Annotated in this window: 17 protein-coding genes; 13 read left to right on the top strand and 4 right to left on the bottom strand. The window is 65.3% G+C overall.

From position 1 onward, the window contains the following. Positions 1-25: 25 nt before the first annotated feature. The 10 genes from BMI01S_RS21585 (at position 26) to BMI01S_RS21540 (ending at position 12,912) form a co-directional block, all read left to right on the top strand. Positions 26-1,405: an undecaprenyl-phosphate glucose phosphotransferase gene (locus BMI01S_RS21585; protein ID WP_028230339.1), complete on the top strand. Its 1,380-nt coding sequence runs from the start codon at positions 26-28 to the stop codon at positions 1,403-1,405. A gap of 80 nt (positions 1,406-1,485) precedes the next feature. Beyond that, positions 1,486-2,925 carry a UDP-glucose dehydrogenase family protein gene (locus BMI01S_RS21580; RefSeq protein ID WP_028230340.1) on the top strand — a complete coding sequence of 480 codons (1,440 nt, stop codon included), beginning with the start codon at positions 1,486-1,488 and terminating at the stop codon, positions 2,923-2,925. A gap of 30 nt (positions 2,926-2,955) precedes the next feature. Further along, positions 2,956-3,405 carry an arsenate reductase/protein-tyrosine-phosphatase family protein gene (locus BMI01S_RS21575; RefSeq protein WP_028213754.1) on the top strand — a complete coding sequence of 150 codons (450 nt, stop codon included), beginning with the start codon at positions 2,956-2,958 and terminating at the stop codon, positions 3,403-3,405. Beyond that, entirely contained in the window at positions 3,402-4,577 is a 1,176-nt protein-coding gene (locus BMI01S_RS21570) for a polysaccharide biosynthesis/export family protein (protein WP_036044434.1), read from the top strand. Before BMI01S_RS21575 ends, BMI01S_RS21570 begins: the two co-directional genes overlap by 4 nt. 59 nt (positions 4,578-4,636) lie before the next feature. Continuing rightward, complete coding sequence (locus BMI01S_RS21565) at positions 4,637-6,883, top strand: polysaccharide biosynthesis tyrosine autokinase (RefSeq protein WP_028213752.1); 2,247 nt, start codon at positions 4,637-4,639, stop codon at positions 6,881-6,883. Between the two features lie 40 nt (positions 6,884-6,923). Beyond that, positions 6,924-7,847 (top strand): glycosyltransferase family 2 protein, encoded by a 924-nt coding sequence (locus BMI01S_RS21560; RefSeq protein WP_028213751.1) that lies wholly within the window; start codon positions 6,924-6,926, stop codon positions 7,845-7,847. Between the two features lie 34 nt (positions 7,848-7,881). Continuing rightward, complete coding sequence (locus BMI01S_RS21555; protein WP_036044436.1) at positions 7,882-9,027, top strand: glycosyltransferase family 4 protein; 1,146 nt, start codon at positions 7,882-7,884, stop codon at positions 9,025-9,027. 8 nt (positions 9,028-9,035) lie between these two features. Then, positions 9,036-10,505 carry a glucose-6-phosphate isomerase gene (locus tag BMI01S_RS21550; RefSeq protein WP_154671166.1) on the top strand — a complete coding sequence of 490 codons (1,470 nt, stop codon included), beginning with the start codon at positions 9,036-9,038 and terminating at the stop codon, positions 10,503-10,505. Next, complete coding sequence (locus tag BMI01S_RS21545; protein ID WP_081723332.1) at positions 10,502-11,758, top strand: glycosyltransferase family 4 protein; 1,257 nt, start codon at positions 10,502-10,504, stop codon at positions 11,756-11,758. Before BMI01S_RS21550 ends, BMI01S_RS21545 begins: the two co-directional genes overlap by 4 nt. Next, positions 11,755-12,912 (top strand): glycosyltransferase family 4 protein, encoded by a 1,158-nt coding sequence (locus BMI01S_RS21540; protein ID WP_028230342.1) that lies wholly within the window; start codon positions 11,755-11,757, stop codon positions 12,910-12,912. Before BMI01S_RS21545 ends, BMI01S_RS21540 begins: the two co-directional genes overlap by 4 nt. A gap of 84 nt (positions 12,913-12,996) precedes the next feature. Here the strand turns inward: BMI01S_RS21540 and BMI01S_RS21535 are convergent, their stop codons facing one another. The 4 genes from BMI01S_RS21535 to BMI01S_RS40960 form a co-directional block, all read right to left on the bottom strand. Then, positions 12,997-13,953 carry a GDP-mannose 4,6-dehydratase gene (locus tag BMI01S_RS21535; protein ID WP_028230343.1) on the bottom strand — a complete coding sequence of 319 codons (957 nt, stop codon included), beginning with the start codon at positions 13,951-13,953 and terminating at the stop codon, positions 12,997-12,999. After that, entirely contained in the window at positions 13,940-14,983 is a 1,044-nt protein-coding gene (gene gmd, locus BMI01S_RS21530) for a GDP-mannose 4,6-dehydratase (RefSeq protein WP_028230344.1), read from the bottom strand. The genes BMI01S_RS21535 and gmd overlap by 14 nt, the downstream gene beginning before the upstream one ends. Positions 14,984-15,020: 37 nt before the next feature. Beyond that, positions 15,021-16,115, bottom strand: a complete 1,095-nt coding sequence (locus BMI01S_RS21525) for an acyltransferase family protein (RefSeq protein WP_028230345.1) — start codon at positions 16,113-16,115, stop codon at positions 15,021-15,023. Between the two features lie 211 nt (positions 16,116-16,326). Then, on the bottom strand, positions 16,327-16,530 hold the full coding sequence (locus tag BMI01S_RS40960) for a hypothetical protein (protein WP_154671160.1): 204 nt from the start codon (positions 16,528-16,530) through the stop codon (positions 16,327-16,329). On the opposite strand from BMI01S_RS40960, the gene BMI01S_RS21520 reads away from it, so the two are divergent. Genes BMI01S_RS21520 through BMI01S_RS21510 form a run of 3 tightly spaced genes read left to right on the top strand, consistent with a single transcriptional unit; the run spans position 16,517 to position 22,641 of the window. Then, a complete protein-coding gene (locus tag BMI01S_RS21520) occupies positions 16,517-18,670 on the top strand; it encodes an NHL repeat-containing protein (RefSeq protein WP_042290528.1) in 2,154 nt (717 codons plus the stop codon). The genes BMI01S_RS40960 and BMI01S_RS21520 overlap by 14 nt on opposite strands. A gap of 30 nt (positions 18,671-18,700) precedes the next feature. Next, positions 18,701-20,167, top strand: a complete 1,467-nt coding sequence (locus BMI01S_RS21515) for an oligosaccharide flippase family protein (RefSeq protein WP_028230347.1) — start codon at positions 18,701-18,703, stop codon at positions 20,165-20,167. Continuing rightward, a complete protein-coding gene (locus tag BMI01S_RS21510) occupies positions 20,164-22,641 on the top strand; it encodes a glycosyltransferase family 4 protein (protein WP_028230348.1) in 2,478 nt (825 codons plus the stop codon). The genes BMI01S_RS21515 and BMI01S_RS21510 overlap by 4 nt, the downstream gene beginning before the upstream one ends. Positions 22,642-22,722 lie beyond the last annotated feature (81 nt).

Raw genomic sequence — 22,722 nt, 5'->3', positions numbered from 1 at the left:
ATTCCTTTAACCCGAGGTGCCGGACATGCTGAGCGTTCTAGCCAGAATCTTCGACGTTGCCGCCATCGCCGCCGGAGCGCTGCTCGCGGCCGCCTTGCAGCGTGGCCAGCTCTCGCCGCTCACCGATGTGCAGAGCGTGGCGCTCGCGTTCAACTGCGTGCTCGCGATCTGGATGTTCCCCGCATTCGGCATCTACAAGTCGTGGCGCGGCAAGTCGCTGTACGGCCTCTTCGCCCGCGTGTGCGCGGCGTGGCTCGCGGTGGAGGGCACGGGCATCCTGCTGAGCTTCAGCGTGCACCGTGCCGATTCGCTCTCGCGCCTGTGGCTCGCCTGGTGGGTGGTCGCTTCGGTCGCGTTCCTGATCGTCTCCAAGGCGCTCGTGCATATGGTGCTGCGTGGCATTCGCCGCGAGGGCTACAACCAGAAGGCCGTGGCCGTGGTCGGCGGTCCGCGCTATGGGCGCTTCCTGATCGAACAGATGCGCGTGCACCCCGAGGCGGGCTTTCGTCCGGCGCTCGTGTTCGACGAGGACAGCGACGCGGACGGCACCGCGGCGCTCGAAGGCGTGCCGGTGGAGCGCAACCTGGAGGCCATGCTCGGGTTCGTGCGCAAGAACGACGTGCGCGAGCTGTGGCTCGCCTTGCCGATCACCAAGGAGCGCACGATTCACCGCATCGTCATGGCCCTGCGTAACGACTTCGTGAACATCCGCTTCATCCCGGACGTGCGCAGCCTTTCGTTCTTCAGCCAGCCCGTGGTCGATCTGCTCGGCGTGCCGGCCATCAATCTCGCGGCTTCGCCGGTCACGGATCTGCATGTGCTGCCCAAGCGCGTGTTCGACATCGTGTTCGCGGGCGGCGTGCTCCTCGCGCTCGCGCCGCTGCTCGCGTTGATCGCGCTCGCCGTGAAGCTCTCGTCGAAGGGCCCCGTGTTTTTCAGGCAGCGCCGCAAGGGTCTGGACGGCAACGAATTCGAAATCTACAAGTTCCGCTCGATGAAGGTGCACGCGGAAGTCGCGGGCCAGGTCACGCAGGCGCGCCGCAACGATCCGCGCGTCACGCGCGTGGGCGCGTTCCTGCGCCGCACGAGCCTCGACGAACTGCCGCAATTCATCAACGTGCTCAAGGGAGAGATGTCGGTGGTGGGACCGCGCCCGCACGCGCTCGCGCACGACGACATCTACAAGGATCTCGTGCGCGGCTACATGGCGCGCTATCGCATCAAGCCCGGCATCACGGGCTGGGCGCAGGTCAACGGCTTTCGCGGCGAGACCGATCGCGTGGAGAAGATGCGCGACCGCGTGCGCTTCGATCTGCACTACATGCAGCACTGGAGCTTCGCGCTCGACCTGCGCATCGTGGCGATGACCATGTGGAAGGGCTTCGCAGGGCAGAACGCATATTGAGGCGAGGCGCAATGTGCCCGTGCACGTGGGCACCGCGCTTCACCTGGGACATGGACAGGTAATTCACTTTTGAGGTGGGCATGAATCTGACGATCATTGGCAGCGGTTATGTGGGCCTCGTGACGGGCGCTTGTCTCGCCGACATCGGCAACGACGTGTTTTGCCTCGACGTCGACGAACGCAAGATCGACCTGCTCAATCAGGGCGTCGTGCCGATTCACGAGCCGGGCCTGCAGGAAATCATCGAGCGCAACGTGCGCGCGCGCCGGCTCAAGTTCTCGACCGACGTGCAAGCGGCAGTCGCGCACGGCGATGTCCAGTTCATCGCCGTGGGCACGCCGCCCGACGAGGACGGCTCCGCAGACCTGCAATACGTGCTGGCGGCCGCGCGCAACATCGGCCGCCACATGACCGGCTTCAAGGTCGTGGTGGACAAGTCAACGGTACCCGTGGGAACGGCCGCGCTCGTTCACGAGGCGATCGACTCCGAGCTGCGCAAGCGCGGGGAGAGCCACATGTTCTCGGTGGTCTCGAACCCCGAGTTCCTGAAAGAGGGCGCGGCCGTGGAGGACTTCGCGCGGCCCGACCGTATCGTGCTCGGCTGCAACGACGACGTGCCCGGCGAACGCGCCCGCGAAGTGATGAAGCGGCTTTACGCGCCGTTCAACCGCAACCACGAGCGCACGCTTTACATGGACGTGCATTCGGCGGAATTCACCAAATACGCGGCCAACGCCATGCTCGCCACGCGCATTTCGTTCATGAACGAGCTCGCGAACCTGGCCGACCGCGTGGGTGCCGACATCGAGGCAGTGCGCCGCGGCGTGGGCTCGGACCCGCGAATCGGCTATGACTTTCTTTATGCGGGCTGCGGCTACGGCGGCTCGTGCTTCCCGAAAGATGTGAAGGCGTTGATGCGGACCGCAGAGGACTTCGGAGAGCCGCTGCAAATCCTGCGCGCCGTGGAGTCCGTCAATGAAGCGCAGAAGCAGGTGCTCGCGCAGAAGATCGTCGCGCGCTTCGGTTCCGACCTCGCGGGCCGGACGTTCGGCGTCTGGGGTCTCGCATTCAAGCCCAATACAGACGACATGCGCGAGGCGCCGAGCCGCACGCTCATTGCCGAACTGCTCACGCGCGGCGCCACGGTCAAGGCCTACGACCCGGTTGCGACCGGTGAGGCGCGGCGTGTTTTCGCGCTCGACCTCGCGCACGCGCCGCAACAGCAGGCGCGCCTGTCGTTCGTGAACGATGCGATGGAAGCGGCGAGCGACGCCGATGCCGTTGTGGTCGCAACCGAATGGAAAGTGTTCAAGGCACCCGATTTCGAAACGCTCAAGGCGCAGCTGAAGATGCCGATCGTGTTCGATGGCCGCAACCTCTACGATCCGTCCGCGCTTCAGGAGCTGGGCATCGAATACCACGCCGTGGGCCGCGCGAGCGCGACGCAGGTGAGCCGTGTGCGCGCCGAAACCGTGGCGACGCGAGGCGCTGGCCTGAGCGTTGCCGGGCTTCGTGCATAGCCTCATGTCGAGGAAGGGAGTCGCGCGACCATGATCAAGGACGTGCTCATCGTCTGCCACGCAAACGTCTGCCGCTCCCCTGCGGCGGAACAGCTCTTTCGCGCGCGCCTGCGCGAACAGAAAGGCGCGAAGGCAGGCGCGTTTCAGTCGGCTGGCCTGCGTGCGCGCGACGGCGACGAGATGGACCCCGTGATGCAGTGGCTGCTTGCCGAGCGTGGCGTGGAGGTGGGCAAGCACCAGTCGCGCCGCCTCACCAGCCGCCTCGTGAGGTCGGCCGACCTCGTGCTCGTGACCGAGCGCCGGCAGGTTGCCGCCGTCGAGCGCATCGAACCCACCGCACGCGGCAAGGTGTACGCGCTCGGCAACTGGGAAAACTCCGATGTCAGCGATCCGCATGGGCTCCACGAGTCCGCGTATCGCCAGAGTCTTGAATTGATGGACCGTATGGTAAAGGGATGGTTGAGCCGAATATGCCAATGACAAAACTGAAACTGACTGCGGTGGTCGCGTTGAGCGTCTTCGTTTCCGCTTGCGCAACGGCGCCTGGCAACTATCTCGACACGTCGAGCCTGAAGGAAGCGCCGAACAACCAGCCGCAGCAGCAATTCAACGTGCAACTCATCACCCAGCAAGTCGTGTTGCAGCAGGCACAAGCGGCCGCGGCAGCGCCGAAGGCGGCTCTGCCCCCCTCGAAGTTCGCGAGCGCAGCCGACTACGTCTATCACATCGCGCCGCAGGACATTCTCGGCGTGACCGTGTTCGACCACCCGGAGCTTTCGACGCCGCAAGGCTCGACGTTCTCGACGGGCGGCAACACCACGCAAACGGTGGGCCAGGCGCTCACGCAGCCGTACACGAACGCGCTGCCCGGTCAGGCCGACCCGTACGGGCAGACCGTGGCCAAGGACGGCACGATCTTTTTCCCGTTCGTGGGCCGCATCATGGCAGCCGGGAAAACGCCCGACCAGATCCGCAGCCAACTCGCGGCCGGCCTCGTGCCCTACGTGAAGAACCCGCAGGTGGATGTGCGCGTGCTCGCGTATCGCAGCCAGAAAGTGCAGATCACGGGCGACGTGAAGACGCCGGGACCGCTCTCCGTGAGCGACGTGCCGCTCACGCTCGTCGACGCGATCACGCGCTCGGGCGGCACGACCGACGGCGCCGACATCAACCGCGTGCGCCTCACGCGCGGCGGCAAGCTTTACGTCCTCGACGCGAACCGCATGCTCGACGGCGGCGATGCGAGCCAGAACGTGATGCTGCAGGACGGCGACATCATCAATATTCCGGATCGTTTGGATAGCAGAATATTCGTGATGGGCGAGGTGAAGACGCCGACGCAGACGAGCCTCATTCGCGGCAACCTCACGATCGCCGACGCGCTCACCCAGGCGGGCGGCATTCTCGATACCGACGCGAACCCGCGCCAGATCTTCGTCATGCGCGGCATGAAGGACAACCCGACCCAACCCGAGATCTACCGCCTCGATATGACCCAGCCCGACGCAATCATGCTTTCGTCGCAATTCCAGTTGAAGCCGCTCGATGTGGTGTACGTGGGCACGGCCGCTTCGACGACCTTCAACCGCGTGTTGCAGCAGGTGCTGCCGACCATCCAGACCGTCTTCTTCCTGAAGCAGATCGCGAAGTAAGCGCGCGTCCGGCACATACAGGAATAGACAGTGGAGCAACACCTAGACAACGGGATCGAATCGTGACCATACAAGCCCATAGCCAGGCGGCCCCGGTGGCCCGCACCGAGGAAGAGGACGTCGTTCTCGGCCAGTTGCTGCGCGTCATCATCGACGACATCGGTTGGCTCATCGCGATCGCGGCGGCGGTCATCGCCATGGCCGTGTTCTACTGCTTCGTCGCCAAGCCGGTCTACACGGCCGACACCCAGGTTCGCGTGGAGCCTTCCGACTACACGTCGCAGGCCCTCACGCAAACGCAGACGGGCGCGAACATCAGCAGCGGCTCGTCGTCGGGCAGCCTGCCCACCGACGCCGAGATCCAGATGATCAAGAGCCGCAGCGTGGTCGAGCCGGTGGTGAAGCAGTTCAAGCTGAACACCACCGTCACGCCGGTCATGCTGCCTTTGATCGGCAGCCTTTCGGCGCGTCTTGCGACGCCGGGTACGCCCTCGCGCCCGTGGTTCGGGCTCAGCAACTGGCTCGGCAACTATGCGTGGGGCGGCGAAGTCATCGACATCGACTCGATCGAGGTCACGCCCGAGCTCGAAAGCAAGAAGCTCACGCTCACCGCGCTTGACAACGACCGCTACGTGATCTCGACGCCGGACGGCGCGCGCCTGCTCGAAGGCGCAGTGGGCCAGGTCGAGCAGGGCGGCGGCGTGAAGCTGCTCGTGAACAAGCTCACCGCGCGTCCGGGCACTCGCTTCAAGGTCGTGCGCCTGAACGATCTCGATGCGATCAGCGGGTTCCAGAACGCGATCCAGGTGCAGGAGCAGGGCAAGCAGACGGGCGTGATCGACATCTCGCTCGAAGACAACGACGCCGCGCACGCGGCCGCGATCGCGAACGCGGTGGCGCAGTCGTATCTGCGCGAACACGTGGCGACCAAGCAGGCCGACGCGAACAAGATGCTCGACTTTCTGCGCAGCGAGCAGCCGCGCCTGAAGGCCGACCTCGAGAACGCCGAAGCGGCGCTCACGGCGTACCAGAGCAAGTCGGGTTCGATCAACGCGAGCGACGAAGCGAAGATCTATCTCGACGGCAGCGTGCAGTACGAGCAGCAGATTTCGGCGCTGCAACTGCAGATCGCCTCGCTGCAACAGCGCTTTGGCGACCAGCACCCGGTCCTGATCGCGGCGCGCCAGCAGCTCGCCCAACTGCAGGCGGAGCGCGCGAAGTACGACACGAAGTTCCGCGACCTGCCGGCCACCGAAGTGAAGGCCGTGCAGCTTCAGCGCGACGCCAAGGTGGCCGAGGACATCTACGTGCTGCTGCTGAACCGCATTCAGGAGCTATCGGTGCAGCGCGTGGGCACGGGCGGCAACGTGCGCATCGTCGATCCGGCCTTGCGGCCCGGCAACCCGTCGAAGCCAAAGAAGCTGCTGATCATCTCCGCGGCCTCGCTGCTCGGCATCATTCTCGGCACCGGCTTCGTGCTCATGCGGCGGAACCTGTTCAAGGGCATCGTCGATCCGGACCAGATCGAGCGTTCGTTCCAGCTGCCCGTGTATGGTCTCGTGCCGCTTTCGCCGGAGCAGGCGGCGCTCGAAAAGCGCGGCCCGGTGCGCGGCGGCACGCGCCTGCGCGAAGTGCTCGCGAATGTGCGACCCAAAGACCTGACGGTCGAAAGCCTGCGTAGTCTGCGTACTTCGCTGCAGTTCAGCGTGATGGACGCGCGCAATCGCGTAGTCGTACTGACGGGTTCGGTGCCGGGCGTCGGCAAGAGTTTCCTCACCGCGAACCTCGCCGTGCTGCTCGCGCATTCGGGCAAGCGCGTGCTGATGATCGACGGCGACATGCGGCGCGGCGCGCTCGAACGCTATCTGGGCGGTCCGCAGGAAAACGGCTTCTCTGAACTGCTTTCCGGGCAGATCGCGCTGGACGAGGCGATTCGCGCGACGGAAGTGGACAACCTGCACTTCATCTCGTGCGGCCGTCGACCCCCCAATCCTTCCGAACTGCTGATGTCGCCGCGCCTCGGCCAGTACCTCGAAGGCCTGTCGAACCGTTATGACGTGCTGATCATCGACACGCCGCCCGTGCTCGCCGTGACCGATGCGGCGATCATTGGCGGCCATGCGGGCTCGACCTTCCTCGTGCTGCGCTCCGGTCTTCACACCGAAGGCGAGATCGCCGACGCGCTCAAGCGTCTGCGCAACGCCGGCGTGCGTGTGCAGGGCGGCATCTTCAACGGCGTGCCGGCGCGCACGCGCGGCAACTACGGCTATGGCTATGCGAACGTGCGCGAGTACCTGAGCGCATGACGCTTACGCACTCATCAAGCACAGAAAAGGAGAACACGCGATGAAAGTGACCGTGCTCGTGCCGACGTATCGGCGTCCTGACGATTTGTCGCGCTGCCTTTCGGCGCTTCTGCGACAGCAGCGCGCGCCTGATGAGATCGTGGTGGTGGCGCGCGCCGACGACGAGGCGACGCACGCGTGCCTCGCCGATCACGTGACGCCCAAGGTGCTCAACGTGGCGGTCGCCATCGTCGAGGAACCGGGGCAGGTCGCGGCGCTCAATCGCGGCATCGAGGCCGCGACGGGCGACGTGATCGCCATCACCGACGACGACGCCGCGCCGCGCGCCGACTGGCTGGCGCGTATCGCCGCGGCCTTCGAGGCCGACCCGAAGCTCGGCGCGCTGGGCGGCCGCGACTGGGTGCACGAGGGCGGCCGAACGATCGACGGCGAGCGCACGCTCGTCGGCAAGCTGCAGCGCTCGGGCCGCATCATCGGCAACCATCATCTGGGGGCGGGCGGTGCGCGCGAGGTCGATCTGCTCAAGGGCGCAAACATGAGTTATCGCCGCGCGGCGATCGGCGATCTGCGTTTCGACCGGCGCCTGCGCGGCACCGGCGCGCAAACGCACAACGACATGGCGTTCAGCATGAGCGTGAAGCGCGCGGGCTGGAAGCTCGTGTACGACCCGCTCGTGGCGGTCGACCACTACCCCGCGCCGCGCCCGGGCGAAGACCCGCGCAACGCGCAGACCCTCGCTTCGATCCGCAATGCGGCCTACAACCTGCATTTGATCCTGCTCGGCCATCTCACTCCGCTGCACCGCGAAACTGCGTGGTGGTGGTACGCGCTCGTCGGTACGCGCGTGTATCCGGGCCTCGCGCAGACGGCCCTGAGCGCCATGCGCGGCTCCGCCGGCGCGGCGTTCGCACGCTGGCGCGCGGTGCGGGGTGGCGCGCGAGAGGCGCGCCGCGCGCTCGTTTGAGCGCAACGGCCAACGACTACACGGAGGACCCTGAATGAGCGGTACGCAAGTCCACGTCCACCTTTTCCATGGCGCCGATCCGCGCCGCTATCGCAAAGGCGAGAACATCGGCAGCCTGTATGGCTACCATCACGCGGAGTCCGCGGAATTCGTCCTCGATTACGCGCGCGATGCGAGCGAAAGCGCGCCCATTCGCTTCGTCCGCCGCGGGCTGAAGGCGGCGCTCGGCTTCGACTTCATTCATGCATGGCGCAATCGCCGCGCCATTCTGCAGTCCGATGTGATCTGGACGCACACCGAGCAGGAGCACCTGGCCGTGGCGCTGGTGCTGCTCATGAACGCGAAGAAGGGCGGTGCGCGCCCGCTGCTGCTCGCTCAGAGCGTGTGGCTGCTCGACCGCTGGCCGGGCTATGGCGCGCTGCGCCGCGCGATCTACAAGCGCCTGCTCAGGCGCGCCGATCTGCTCACCACGCTCGCCAGCGAGAACGCCGCGCTGTGCGGCGAGTACTTCGGGCGCGAAGCGCGTCACGTGCTGTACGGCCTGAACACGAACGACTTCCCGCCGACAACGCCCACGCAGTGGAAACCGCATACGCCGGTACGCGTGGCCGCCATCGGCAACGACCGCGACCGCGACTGGACCACGCTCGTGAGTGCGCTCGGCAATGATCCACACTACCAGGTGCGCATTGCCACGCGGCGGCGCATGCCCGCTTCGCTGCGCGCGGAGAACGTCGAAATCGTGCGTGTTTCGGGCATCCAGCAACAGCACGCGCTCTATGACTGGGCCGACCTGATCGTGGTACCGCTGCGTCCCAACACGCACGCTTCGGGCATCACGGTGATGCTGGAAGCCGCCGCGCTCGGCAAGCCCATGATCGCGACGAGGGTGGGGGCGCTCGAAGACTATTTCGACGATAAGGCCGCCTCTTATGTCGAGCCATTCGACGCACAGCAGTTGCGCGACGCCGCGAATGCGCTCGTGGCCGACCCGGCACGTGCGCTCGAACAGGCGCGCGAGGCTTGCGAGCAGCTGCGCACACGCGACCTGACCACGCAGCAATTCGCACGCCAGCATGCGCAGCTCACGCGCGAGATGCTGCGCGAGCGCGACGCTCGCAACGGCGAGTCGATCGCGAGCGAACGGCGCGGCCAGAGCGTGGCCGCGCGCGGGATGTGATCGTGGACGTGACGACCGCTATCCCTGCGCCCGCGCGCCCGCGAGGCCGCCGCCGCGGCGGGCTGCGCGGCCTGTTCGATCGCGATACGCTGCCGCCGCTCGCCTTGTGGCTCTTCACGGCGCTCCTGATCGGCGCGCATCAGGGCACCGTGCTCACGCTCGCGTTTCCCGTGCTCTCGATCGCGGTGGGCCTGTGGCTGTACTTCGTGAACCCCGTGCGCTATATCGGCTTCATGTGGTGGCTGTGGTTCCTGAGCCCCGAAGTGCGCCGCCTCGCCGACTACGGCAAGGGCGGCTTCACGCCCACGAGCCTCATTCAGGTCGCGCCGCTCGCCGTCACGATGATCAGCGGCATTTCGCTGCTGCGCTACTACCCGGTCCTCGGCCAGCGGCGCGGCCTGCCGCTGCTGCTCGCGCTGCTCGGCATCGGTTATGGGTTCGTGGTGGGCGTGGTGGGAAGCGGTCCGGCTGCCGCCGTGTACGACCTCGCGAACTGGATCTATCCGTTCCTGATCGGCTTTCACATCATGGTGCTCACGCGCCAGTATCCCGAGTGCAGCAAGACCATCGTCAACACCTTCATCTACGGCATGCTGGTGATGGGCGCGTACGGCCTCGTGCAGTTCTTCATCATGCCGCCGTGGGATGCAATGTGGATGATCGGCTCTGACATGAACTCCCAGGGCGACCCCGTGCCGCTCGGCGTGCGCGTGTTCAGCACGATGAATTCGTCGGGCCCGTTCGCGTTCGCGATGATGGGCGCGATGGTGTTCGTCATGGCCGCGCAGCATCGTGTGCGCTGGATCGCGGCGGCATTCGGCTTCTTTTCGTTCGCGCTATCGCTCGTGCGCTCCACGTGGGGCGGCTGGGCGATCGCCATGCTGATCCAGTTGATGAAGTCGAGCAACAAGGTGCGCATCCGCATCGTCATCAGCGCGGTCGTGCTCGCGGGTGTGTGCGTGCCGCTGCTCACGTTCGGCCCGGTGGCGGACCGCATGCAGCAGCGCCTGAATACGCTCGTGAACCTGAAGGACGACCAGAGCTACGAAGCGCGCAACCAGTTTTACGCGGATTTCGCGAAGAAAGCCTTCACCGACGTGACGGGCGAGGGCCTCGGCGCCACCGGCGCATCGACGAAGCTTTCGAGCAATAACGGCCAGCTCGGCCAATACGGCAGCTTCGACAGCGGCGTGATGAACATTCCGTTCGTGCTGGGCTGGCCGGGTACGCTGCTCTACATGTCGGGCGTGCTGTGGCTGCTCCTGCGCGCGGTGCGTGTGTCGCTGCGCATGCCCGAGGATCGCTACGTTTGCGCGTGCCTGAGTCTCGCGGTGTCGATTTTCGCCATGCTCGTGTTCACCAACTCGCTCGTGGGCACCGGCGGCCTGCTGCTCTTTTCGAGCGTGTTTTCCATTCTCAGCGCGGGGCATTGGACGAAGTTGCAGCGTCGTGCCCTTACCACGGAGGTCTCCGATTGAGAGTCGCAATCGTCACGCATGTCGTGCGCCACAACGACGGCCAGGGCCGCGTCAACCATGAAATCGCGCGCGCCGCGCTCGATGAAGGGTTCGAGGTGACGCTGGTCGCCTCGCATGTGGCGCCCGAGCTGCTTGCACACCCCAAGGTGAAATGGGTGAGCGTGCAACCTTCGCGCGCATGGCCCACCAACCTGCTGCGCCAGCAGGTGTTCGCCATGAAGAGCGCGCTGTGGCTGCGCCGCCACCGGCAAGAATACGATGTGCTCCATGTGAACGGCTTCATCACCTGGGCGGACGCCGACGTGAACACCGCCCATTTCGTGCACGGCGGCTGGGCGCGCAGCAAGTACTACCCGTTCGGTCTCACGCGCGGGGTATGGTCGGCCTATCAGTTCGTCTACACGCGCGCGAATGCCGTGCTGGAGCGATGGGCCTACCGGCGTTCGCGTGTGATCGCAGCGGTCTCGCGCAAGGTCGCCGACGAAATCCGCGCTTGTGGCGGCCACCCCGTGGAGCGCCTCGACGTGATCTACAACGGCGTGGACACGCGCGGCTTCTCGGCGGCAAGCGCCGATCGCGCGAAATTCTCGCTGCCCGCTGACGCGTTCCTGCTGCTTTTCGTCGGTGATCTGCGCACGCCGCGCAAGAACCTCGGCACCGTGCTGCACGCGCTCAAGAAGATGCCGGAGAACGTGCATCTTGCCGTGGCCGGCTACTTGCCGGGCAGCCCGTATCCCGATCTCGCGCGCGAACTGGGCGTCGAGTCGCGTGTGCATTTTCTCGGCCTCGTGCGCGAAATGCCCACGCTGATGCGCTCGGTCGACACCTATGTCTTTCCTTCGCGCTACGAAGCGATGAGCCTTTCGCTGCTCGAAGCGATGGCGGCGGGCCTGCCCGTCGTGACCGCGCGCACGGCGGGGGGCGCCGAGATTATCACGCCCGGGTGCGGCATCGTGCTCGAAGATCCCGACGACGTGCCGGCGCTCGCCAACGCCGTCAAGACGCTCGCCGCCGATACGCCGCGCCGCCTCGCGATGGGCGAGGCCGCGGCAGAGCTTGCCGCGCAGTTTGGCTGGGCACGCATGGCGGCGCAGTACATCGCGCTCTATCGCGAACTGGCAGGTGACGCAAACCAGGCCGTGCGGCACGAGGAGCCCGCGTTCGCCGCGGCGACGCTTCCGGGCGCACAGACGCTCCAGCGCGCAGAAACCCCCCTGATAACCGCATACGTGCAGAACAAGGATACGCGATGACCACACAATCCATTCAATCGCTACAGATCGGCATGCACTGGTTTCCCGAGCGCGCCGGCGGGCTCGATCGCATGTATTACTCACTGGTTGGTGCGCTGCCCGGTGCGGGCGTGCGCGTGCGCGGCGTCGTGGCCGGCTCCCCCAGGGTGGCCGAAGACAGCGGCGGTGCGATCCACGGCTTCGGGTCCGCTTCGCGCTCGCTGCCGTTGCGCCTGATGGACGCGCGCCGTGCGCTGCGCCGCGAGATTCGCCGGCACCGGCCCGATGTGATCTCGTCGCACTTCGCGCTCTATACCTTCCCTGGACTCGACGTCACACGCGGCATTCCGCAGGTTTCGCACTTCCAGGGACCGTGGGCCGACGAGAGCTTCGTGGAGGGCGCGGCCACGCTGAGTCAGCGTATCAAGCATTCGCTGGAGCAGTCGGTCTATGAGCGCTCGTCGCGGCTCATCGTGCTTTCCAAGGCCTTTGGCGACATCCTCACGCGCCGCTACGGTATTTCGCCCGAGCGCGTGCGCATCGTGCCCGGCTGCGTGGACACTGCGCATTTCGACCCGGCCTGCACGGCCGCGGAAGCGCGCCTGAGGCTTCAGTTGCCGCAAGGTCGTCCGATCATCCTGGCCGTGCGTCGCCTGGTTCGGCGCATGGGTCTTGAAGATCTCATCGATGCAATCAAGTTGGTGAAGCAACGCCATCCGGACGTGCTCCTTCTGATCGCAGGACGAGGCCGTCTGGAGTCCGAACTTCAGCAGCGCATCGACGAAGCGGGACTCGTCGACAACGTGAAGCTGCTCGGCTTCGTGCCCGACGCGCATTTGCCTTCGCTCTATCGTGCGGCGACGCTGAGCGTGGTGCCGACCGTCGCGCTGGAGGGCTTCGGGCTGATCACGGTGGAGTCGCTTTCGGCTGGCACACCGGTTCTCGTGACGCCGGTTGGCGGTCTGCCAGAAGCGGTGGCGGGGCTGTCGCAGGGTCTCGTGCTGCCGTCAACGGGGGCGAACGCGATTGCCGATGGCATCGACGGTGCGCTTTCCGGCCGCATCAGATTGCCCGATGAAGAAGCCTGTAAAGCCTATGCGCGGGAGCATTTTGATAACGCCGTGATCGCGAAGCGCGTGGCCGGTGTCTACGCGGAAGCGATCGCCGCTCACTGAAGTAGCGGAGGTCGCACGGAAAACCGCCGCTTTGGCAAGCGGCGGTTCTTTCACTGTCCCAGGAAAGAGAAAGAACGGGTTGGCTCACTGCGTTTCGAGCACGCGTTCCCGAGCTTCTTCGTACATCCAGCGCAACGTGTCTTCTAGGCGCTTGCGCGGGCTGTCGCCGACGATCGCGCGCAGCTTTGCGTTCGAGCCGATGAGCTGACGCACCTCGTTGGCACGGACGAATCGCGGATCGACATGCACCTCGATCTCGTAGCCGGCAATGCGTGCAAGCATGCCGAGCAGCGCACCGAGCGTCTGGCCGCTGCCCGAGCAGACGTTGACGGTAGCGCCGCGCGGCGCGGCTGCGATGAGCTGTGCATAGGCATGCACGACATCGCGCACATCGGAGAAGTCGCGGGCTACGTGGAGGTTGCCGAGCGAGATGGTTTTCTCGCCGCGTGCATAGTGATCGACGATCTTCGGGATCAGGAAGTCCAGCGACTGGCCCACACCCGTGTAGTTGAACGGGCGCGCGATGATGACCGGCAATTGTGCTTCCCAGCGCTTTGCGACGTATTCCATCGCGAGCTTGCTCACGGCATAGTCGTTGGCGGGCTGCGGCGCGACCTTCTCGTCGATCACGCCATTCGTGGCGTTGCCGTAGACGTTTGCGCTGCTCGCGAGCAGCACGGCGCGTGGCACGTGCTTCTGATGCGCGAGCGCTTCGAGCAGATTGCGCGCGCCAACCACGTTGACGACGTAAGTGCGCGCCACGTCGCTATCGGCCACATGGGCCACCGCGGCGAGATGGACAACGACGTCGGGCTGCACCGACTCGACAGCACGCGCGATGGCGGCGCGGTCGAGCAGGTCCGCTTCGATCGCGGTGACACCGAAGGGGAAGGCTTCGTCGCCCAGCGACTCGCCGTCCCGCACGGTGCCCCACACGCGGTAGCCGTCCGCCGCGAGGCGGGCGGCCATATAGCGCCCCGTGAAGCCGCCAACGCCGGTGATGAGCGCGCGCGGCCGCGCTGCGGCATCAGAATGTGTCATGGCGTTCGTTGCGTGCGAGGTCGGCCGTGACCATCATCTGGCAGAGCTGCTCGAGCGAAGTCTGCGGTTGCCAGCCGAGCTTTTCCTGTGCCCTGGTCGCGTCGCCAATGAGGAGATCGACTTCGGCGGGGCGGTAGTAGCGGGGGCTCACGCGCACGAGCGTGCGGCCCGTGGCGACGCAGATGCCGGTCTCGCGGTCGCCCTTGCCCGACCATTCGAGCTGGAAGCCGGCCGCTGTAAAGGCCATCTTCACGAAGTCGCGCACGGTTTCGGTACGGCCCGTCGCGAGCACGTAAGTGTCGGGCTCGTCGGCCTGCAGCATGCGCCACATGCCTTCTACATATTCGGAGGCATAGCCCCAGTCGCGCTTTGCGTCGAGGTTGCCGAGTTCGAGCATGTTCAGCTTGCCGAGCTTGATCTTGGCAACGCTGTCCGTGATCTTGCGGGTGACGAACTCGCGGCCGCGCAACGGCGACTCGTGGTTGAAGAGAATGCCGCTTGTCGCGAAGATGTCGTAGGACTCGCGATAGTTGACGGTGGACCAGTGCGCGAACAGCTTGGCAACGCCATAGGGGCTGCGCGGATAGAACGGCGTGGCCTCGCATTGCGGGATCGCCTGGACCTTGCCGAACATTTCGGAAGTCGAAGCTTGATAGAAGCGCGTTTTCGGGTTCACTACGCGAATCGCTTCGAGCAGGTTCAGCACGCCGATTCCGGTGACTTCGGCCGTCGTGACGGGTTGGTCGAACGAGACGCCCACGAAGCTCTGGGCGGCGAGATTGTAGACCTCGCTGGCCTGAGCGCGTTCGACGAGGCGCAGGGTCGAGCCCGCATCGGTGAGGTCGTGCTCGACGAGTTCGAGCGAGGGATGATCGAGTATCCCCAGCTCGTTCATGCGCCAGAAGTTGACGGAACTGGTGCGGCGATAGGTGCCGGTGACCGTGTAGCCCTTGTCGAGCAGAAAGCGCGTGAGGTAGGCGCCGTCCTGGCCGGAAACACCGGTGATGATCGCATTGCGACGTTCGTTCATGTGATGTGCCTTTGAAGTATCGAACGGGATTCAAGGGTTACGATTGCGGGCTCGACTGCCTCATGCGGGCGGAGAGATGCACCGGCTCGGCGAAAGAACGGCGCACCGGCCCGCGCGTGAGGCGACGCTCGAAGAAGAACCAGCTCGCGCTTGCATAAGCGAGCGTGAGGACGAGCGCGATCGCGGCGCTCGCGATGCGGCCGTAGTGAAGCGGCCATACCGCATAGAGAATCGTGAGGTGAATGAGGTAGATCGTGTAGCTGATGGTGCCGATATATACGAGCACGGGATTGGAGAGCAGGCGGCGCAGGATCCCTTTGGACTGGAGTGCGAGTACGACGATGGAAGTGCAGAGCACGAGTGAAATGCTATAGAGCGTCGCGTTGGATAGCGGCGTGTTCATGGCGCGAAAGCGCGGGTAGTGCAGGTGCAGCCACGCCAGCGCGCCAAGCGCCGCGAAAAAAAATACGGTCGCGGGCCACTTGAAGGGTTCGAGCGCGTTGCGGTCGTGGCGCACCAGCACCGCGAGCAGCGCGCCCGAGGCGAGCAGATCCATGCGGAACGGCGTGAGGTAGTAGATCGGCCAGTAGCTGGCGAACCAGGGCGTCGCGACGGCGCGCAGCACAGGCACGAGCAGGATGAGCGCGGCGGCCGCCATCGCCATGAGCCGCTGCGGCAGGAGCAGCACGACGAAGGGCCACACGATGTAGAACTGCTCTTCCACGGCGAGCGACCAGAGGATATTGAGGCTGTCGTGGCCGTTCTGGCCCAGCGCGTCGCCGATATTGGTGGCGAAGAACGCATACCACGGCCAGTAATGCGCCCAGCCGAAGCCGAACAGCAGCGACGACACCACGAGCAGCAGTACATAAGGCGGCAGGATGCGGCGCACCCGGCGCGCATAGAAGTAGCTGAAATACGATTGCCCGCGCGCTTTGCGTTCGAGCAGGATGCCGGTGATGAGAAAGCCGCTCAGCACGAAGAACAGGTCGACACCCATCCACAGCGGCGCGTGCAACGCGTGCTGCGCGAACACGGCAAGCACGGCGATGGCGCGCAGGCCGTCCAGCTGGACGATGCGGTGGGAATGGTCGGCGATTCCTTGTTGATTGACCAGGCGGCTAACGGTCATCGGTTCTCCTGTGGATTCGTTCATGCGCAGTGGGGGGGGCGTTTCATTCTAGAAATAATTAAATTGTTCAAAAAACGCGAAATATATCGGTGATATTTTTATGGATTAATTGTCTTGATCTGCGTGATATGAAATTCGCATCTTGGTGAGCAGGTCTCAATCGGACATCGCTGGGCATGGAGTTATGGCAGGGCGTCTGGGGTTCGCTGAATCATTTTCTTTTTGCGCGCAAATAAATCACAAGTATTGAATTGTTTTGAATTATTTTCCATTTTTTTGTGGTGATTTTTAGCGCGATTTGTACGGCATGATCCAGGCAGTCTTCCGTAACGAGACCGGAGAGTGCCTTGCCGTTTTCCAATCCCGATCGTCGCTTGCGCAGGACGCAGGCGCTGGCCGCGATGTGCGCGTTCATCTGCACGTCTTCGGTTCAGACCATCGCCGCCCCACAACTCAATGTGACGACCTCGTGGATCGGCAATACCTTTGGCAACGGCCAGGGCACGTGGATGCAGATCAACGTCACCGCGATTGCAGTGACGCCTGAAGGCAAGGTGTTCACCAACGCACCGTGGGACGAGAGCGGCGCCGAGATCAGCGCGTACCAGGACGGCAAGCCGCTCGGCTTCGCCGGGGGCACGCATGGCTGGGGCGGCGCGGGCGGCAACGCCGTGGCCGTGAATCATCGCTATCTGTTTGCGGCCGTTGGCGTGGGCAACGAGAAGGGGCACCTGGTCGGCAACGGCATCTGGCCGGAGAAAGGCAGCCAGTGGTTCGGCATTACGCGCCGGCCGCTCGACGAGCCGAGGCGCGCCGCCGCGTTTCAGGCCTCGCCCGACGCACTCAATCCGCATGCGCAGCTTGCCGGGGCGTTCCTGAAGATCAACGAGGTGCCCGCGGGCACGCATGCCGACATTGGCGGACTCGCCGCGACGGATTCGACGCTGTACGTGAGCAACACGCCGATGAACCGCATCGAGGTGTATGACGCGAACTCGATGCAGCGCAAGACGCAATGGGACGTGCAGGCGCCGGGCCGCATCGCGCTCGCGGCCGATGGGTCGGTGTGGGTGCTGAGCGGCGGCGGACACGCGCCGCGCGTCGAGCACTATTCGGCGCAAGGCAGGCGTTTCGACGAAACGCTCACGCTGCCCGACGATTCGGTAGCGGTGGACCTCGCGTTCGACCCGCAGCAACGTTTGCTGATCGCCGACAACGGGCCCCGCCAGCAGATCCTCATTTACACGCGCCAAGGCAAGACGTGGACGCAGAGCGCCTCGCTCGGCGAACGCGGAGGGATCTTCTCGGGCGTCGCAGGGCGGCCTGGGCCGGGTCGTTTCAACGGCCTCACGGGCGTCGCCACCGACGCGCGCGGCAACATCTACGTCTCGACTAACGGTGTCGGGCCGCAACATGACGACAGCATCGGCGCCGGTCTGGGCGCGACGCTGGAAGCCTGGACGCCGGCGGGCAAGCGCCTCTGGAATCTGGAGGGTCTGCTCTTTGTCGACGGCGCGTGGGTGGACCCCCAGCGCCCCAACAGCGTCTATACCGGCAACAAGCGTTTCGAACTCGATTTATCGAAGCCCGCGGGGCAGGACTGGAAATATGTCGGATTCCTGTCTAACCGGTTTCGTTATCCGGACGACCCGGTTTTTCACACGGACCAGTGGCCGGGGCTACCCACCGCGCGCGCGCTGGGTGGCCGCACGTTCCTGTTCCTCACGGACATGTACGCCGATCACCTGAAGATCTATCGCTTCGACGCGCAGCATGACGGCGAGACGGCGATTCCATCGGGTTTGATAGCGGGCCGCGGCCGCGGGGTGCAGAACGTGCCGAACGCGCCAGCCGGCGGCGACTGGATCTGGCGCGATGCGAACGGCAACGGTGCGCTCGACCCGGACGAGTTCACGCGCAACCCGGGCCGCGACCATCTCGCGGGCGGCTGGGGCTGGTGGATCGACACGCGCGGCGACATCTGGCGCGCGCGCGACGACAAGGGTATCTGGCGCTTCCGCTTCGGCGGCCTCGACGCGAAGGGCAACCCGATCTACTCGTACGACACGCTCGACAAGTACGCGATACCCGCGCCGTTCACCGAGGTGCATCGCGCGATCTACGAGCCGCAGACCGACACGCTCTACGTCACCGGCTACACCGCCGATTCGCCGCACGAACCCGGGTTCTGGAAAGAAGCGGGCCGCGTGCTGGTGCGCTACGACAAGTGGTCGAGCGGGCATCCCGAGCAGCGCTACCTGCTGCGCCTGCCGTGGGATCCCAAAGCGAAGCCGCCAGTCACGCCCGCGGGACTCACCGTGGAAGGCCAGTACGTATTCGTCGTCGAGCCGGCGGGCAACGTGCACGTGTACGACAAGGACAGCGCGAAGGAAATCGGCAGCTTCGGCCCAGGGCCGGAGGTAGGACGCGCCTCGGGCTGGGTCGACGTGCCGTTCGGCATCACCGCGCATCGCGAGCCCAACGGCGAATACCTGGTGTTCGTCGAGGAAGACGCGCGCGGCAAGGTGCTCATGTACCGCTGGAAACCGGCCTGACCCCTCCCGGGCCACGCAACTGGATAGCCAATGGACAAAGGAATACTGCGTAACGTCGCCATCAATCTGTTCGGTCTCGTGATGCCGACCTTCGTGTCGCTCGTCACGGTGCCTTCGTATATCCGCCTCCTCGGCGTCGAGCGCTATGGCGTGATCGCACTCGTGTGGACCCTGATCGGCTACTTCAGCGTGCTCGATCTCGGCATGAGCATGGCCGCGCAGAACCAGATCTCGAAAGCGTATGCGTCGAACGACGCCGACGCCTGCGAGCGTGTGTTCTGGAGCGCCTTCTGGCTCAACTTCACGACCGGCGCGATTGGCGGCCTGCTCATCTATTCGGGCGGCGCGCTCTATACCGCGTATTTCACGCACATCACGCCCGAATTGCGCCACGAGGTCTATCTCGCGCTGCCCTGGCTCGCCGTCGCGATTCCGCTCGCGAATGTCTCGTGGGTGTTCGCGGGCGCGATCAACGGCGCGGAGCGCTTCGGGATTTACAACACGAATCAGACGATCGGCACGTTCCTGTTCCAGCTGCTGCCGCTCGGCGCCGCCTGGGCGTTTGCACCGAATCTGCAAACCGTGCTGGCCGCCGCCGTGTTCGCGCGTTTTGCGGCGGCCGTGCTGCTCGGCCGCTCGGCGTTGCGCGTGCTGGGCATCCGGAAGATGCGCGGGCCGCGCCTCGATACCTCGAAGGCACTATTCAATTTTGGCGGGTGGATGCTCATTGCGAGCATCACCACGATGATCGCCGATTCGCTCGACCGGATGATGCTGGGCGCGGGCCTCGGCGCGCGCTTCGTGACCTACTACACGGTGCCGCAGAACCTCGTCACGCGTTTGAACATGGTGCCCAACGCACTCGTGCGCACGTTGTTTCCGCGCCTTTCGGCGCTGGGTCGCGAGCATGCCGATGAAATCGCCGCACAGTCGCTGCAATTTCTCAATGCCGTTTTCACGCCCATCGGCATCGGCGCGATCGTCGTGCTTCAGCCTTTCCTGCAGATGTGGGTGGGGCCCGTGATTGCGGAGCATGGCGCGCCGGTCGGGCGTGTGTTGATCATCGCCGTCTGGCTCGTCGGGCAGGCGAGCGTGACGCGCATTCTCATCCAGTCGCAGAACAACCCTGCCGCCGCTGCGCGCGTGGGGCTCGTGGAGCTGCCGCTCTTCGCGGGGATCCTGTGGCTCGGCATTGCGCGTTTCGGCTTGCCGGGCGCGGCTGCCGCCGTGCTGCTTCGCGCACTGTTCGATTACGTCGTGCTGTTGTGGCTCTCGCGTATTCACAGCCGCACGATCATCGTCGACATGTTCGCACACCTGAGTTTTCTCGCTGCCGCGCTGGCGATTGCGTGGTGGCTGCCCGACGCGCTGTACGCCATCGGCGCCGGTGTCGTGCTCGCGCTCGCCAACGCGGTGTGGTCCGTTGCGACCACGCCCATGCTGCGCGGCTACGCCCGTTCCCTTCTCTTTCGACTGAATTCACGGAAAAGCGCATGAGTCACGAACTGATCGACGAAGCGGCGCCGCCCGAAAGCGCCGCCGCGCCCATTCAACGGCGCGACGCCACGAAACCGCGACGCTCCGAAACGGGCGCCGTCATGCCCCTGTGCCCGGCGCTCGCGGCAGGCCGCGCGCCGCGCGTGGCCGTCGTGCACGACTGGCTCGTCACCTATGCCGGCGCCGAGCGCGTGCTCGAGCAGATCCTTGCCTGCTTTCCGGAGGCGGACCTGTTTTCGGTCGTCGACTTCGTCGATTCCAAAGACCGCGCGTTCCTGCGCGGCAAGCGGGCCACGACGTCGTTCATCCAGAAGCTGCCCGGCGCGCGCAAGCGCTATCGCGCCTATTTGCCGTTCATGCCGCTCGCCATCGAGCAGCTCGACGTATCGGGCTACGACGTGGTGATATCGAGCAGCCACGCGGTGGCCAAGGGCGTCCTGACCGGGCCGGACCAGTTCCATATCAGCTACGTGCATTCGCCGATCCGCTATGCGTGGGATCTTCAGCATCAGTATTTGCAGGAGTCGAGCCTCACGCGCGGGCCGAAGTCGATGCTCGCGCGCCTCATCCTGCACTACATCCGCAACTGGGACGTCCGCACGGCGAATTCGGTGGACCAGTTCGTGGCGAACTCGGAGTTCATCGCGCGGCGTATTCAGAAGGTGTATCAGCGCCAGGCCGAAGTGGTCTATCCGCCCGTGGATATCGACGCATTCGAGCTGGAAGCGCAGAAGGAAGACTTCTACATGACCGCCTCGCGGCTCGTGCCGTACAAGAAGATCGACCTGATCGTCGAGGCGTTCGCGCGCATGCCGCAGCGCCGGCTCGTGGTGATCGGCGACGGGCCCGACATGCACAAGGTGCGCGCGAAGGCGACACCGAACGTGGAAGTGCTGGGCTATCAGCCGTTCGCAGTCCTGCATGACCGTATGCGGCGCGCGAAAGCATTTGTGTTCGCGGCCGAGGAAGACTTCGGCATTTCCGTGGTCGAGGCGCAGGCATGCGGCACGCCTGTGATCGCGTTCGGCAAGGGCGGCGCGCTCGAAACGGTGCGCGACACGGACACGAACCCCACGGGTCTCTTCTTCGAGGAGCAAACGGCGGACGCGATCATCGCGGCCGTCGATTCGTTTGAAAGCGATCCAGGCCGGTTTCGCGCCGAGGATTGCCGTGCGAACGCGGAGCGCTTTTCGTCGGCGCATTTTCGCGAGCAGTTCTTTGCGCGCGTGGCGCGGGCGGTTCCCGCGATCTCGCAGTCGGGTTCCGCGCGCGGTGCGCCGCCGTTCGAGTTCGATGATGAAACGACGGACGCGCCGCGCGTGCTTGCGATCGACCAGAGCGGCGTGCTGGGCGGCGCGGAGCTTTCGCTGCTGGAGGTGGTGAAGGGATTGCGTTCGCGCATCGACGTGCTGCTCTTCAACGACGGCCCCTTCAGGGAGGCGCTCGACGAGGCTGGCGCGCGCGTGGAAGTGCTCGATTCAGGCGCGTTGAGCAATGTGCGCCGCGACGGCGGCGCCGCGCCGCGCCTGGGCGTGCTTGCGGGCATTGCCGCACTGGTGCGCGAGACGCGCCGCCGCGCGCGCAAAGCCGACGTGCTCTACGCCAACACGCAGCGCGCGATGGTGATCGGCGTGCTCGCGGGCAAGCTCGCGCGCAAGCCGGTGGTCTGGCATCTGCGCGATATCGTGAGCGCAGAGCATTTCGGGCGCGTGCAACGCGCCGTCATCAAGGTATGTGCGAAGCTTGGGCTCGCGCACGTGATTGCGAACTCGCACGCTTCGGCGAAGGTGTTTTCGCAGCTCACGCGCTTTGACGCGAAGCGCATCGACGTCGTGCATAACGGTGTGGACGATTCGCCGTTCCGCGCGCTCGCGCGTGTGCCTCAGGTGCAATTGCGCGCGCAGATCGGGCTGCCGGAGGACGCGTTCCTCGTTGGCGCGTTCAGCCGTCTCGCGCGCTGGAAGGGCCAGCATGTGCTGCTCGAAGCGCTGCTCGAGGAGCCGCGTGCGCATGCGGTGTTCGTTGGTGCGCCGCTGTTCGGTGAGGACGCTTATGCCGCCGAGTTGCGTGCGTTCGTCGAAGCGAACGGGTTGCAGGAGCGGGTGCATTTTCTTGGCTTTCGCCATGACATCGCGGCGTGCATGCGTGCCGTGGATGTCGTCGCGCATACGTCGATTACGCCCGAGCCGTTTGGGCGAGTGGTGGTGGAAGGCATGCTGGCTCAGCGGCCGGTCGTCGCCTCGCGCGATGGTGGGGTGACGGAGATCGTCGCGCATGGTGAGAGCGGGTGGCTCTGCGCGCCGGGCGACGCCGGGGAGCTGGCTGTGGCGATCGCGAAGCTGCACGACGATGTGGCGTTGCGGGAAGGGCTCGCTGTGAGAGGGCTCGCGGTTGCACGTGAGCGCTTTGGCAGGCAGCGGTATGTCGATGCGGTCGAGCGCGTGCTCGATGATGTTGCTGCGCGGGCTAAATGATGGTCACGGGTTTTCGGGTTTCCTGAGTGTTTTGGTCCGTTGCCGTTTTGGCCTTTGGGCCTTGCTTGTTTTCGCGTCGGT

It is taken from the genome of Paraburkholderia mimosarum LMG 23256 = NBRC 106338, assembly GCF_000739815.1.
Taxonomy (GTDB): Bacteria; Pseudomonadota; Gammaproteobacteria; order Burkholderiales; family Burkholderiaceae; genus Paraburkholderia; species Paraburkholderia mimosarum.
Note: the sequence above shows the minus strand (reverse complement) of the source record. Positions and strands in the feature narration are given on the sequence as shown.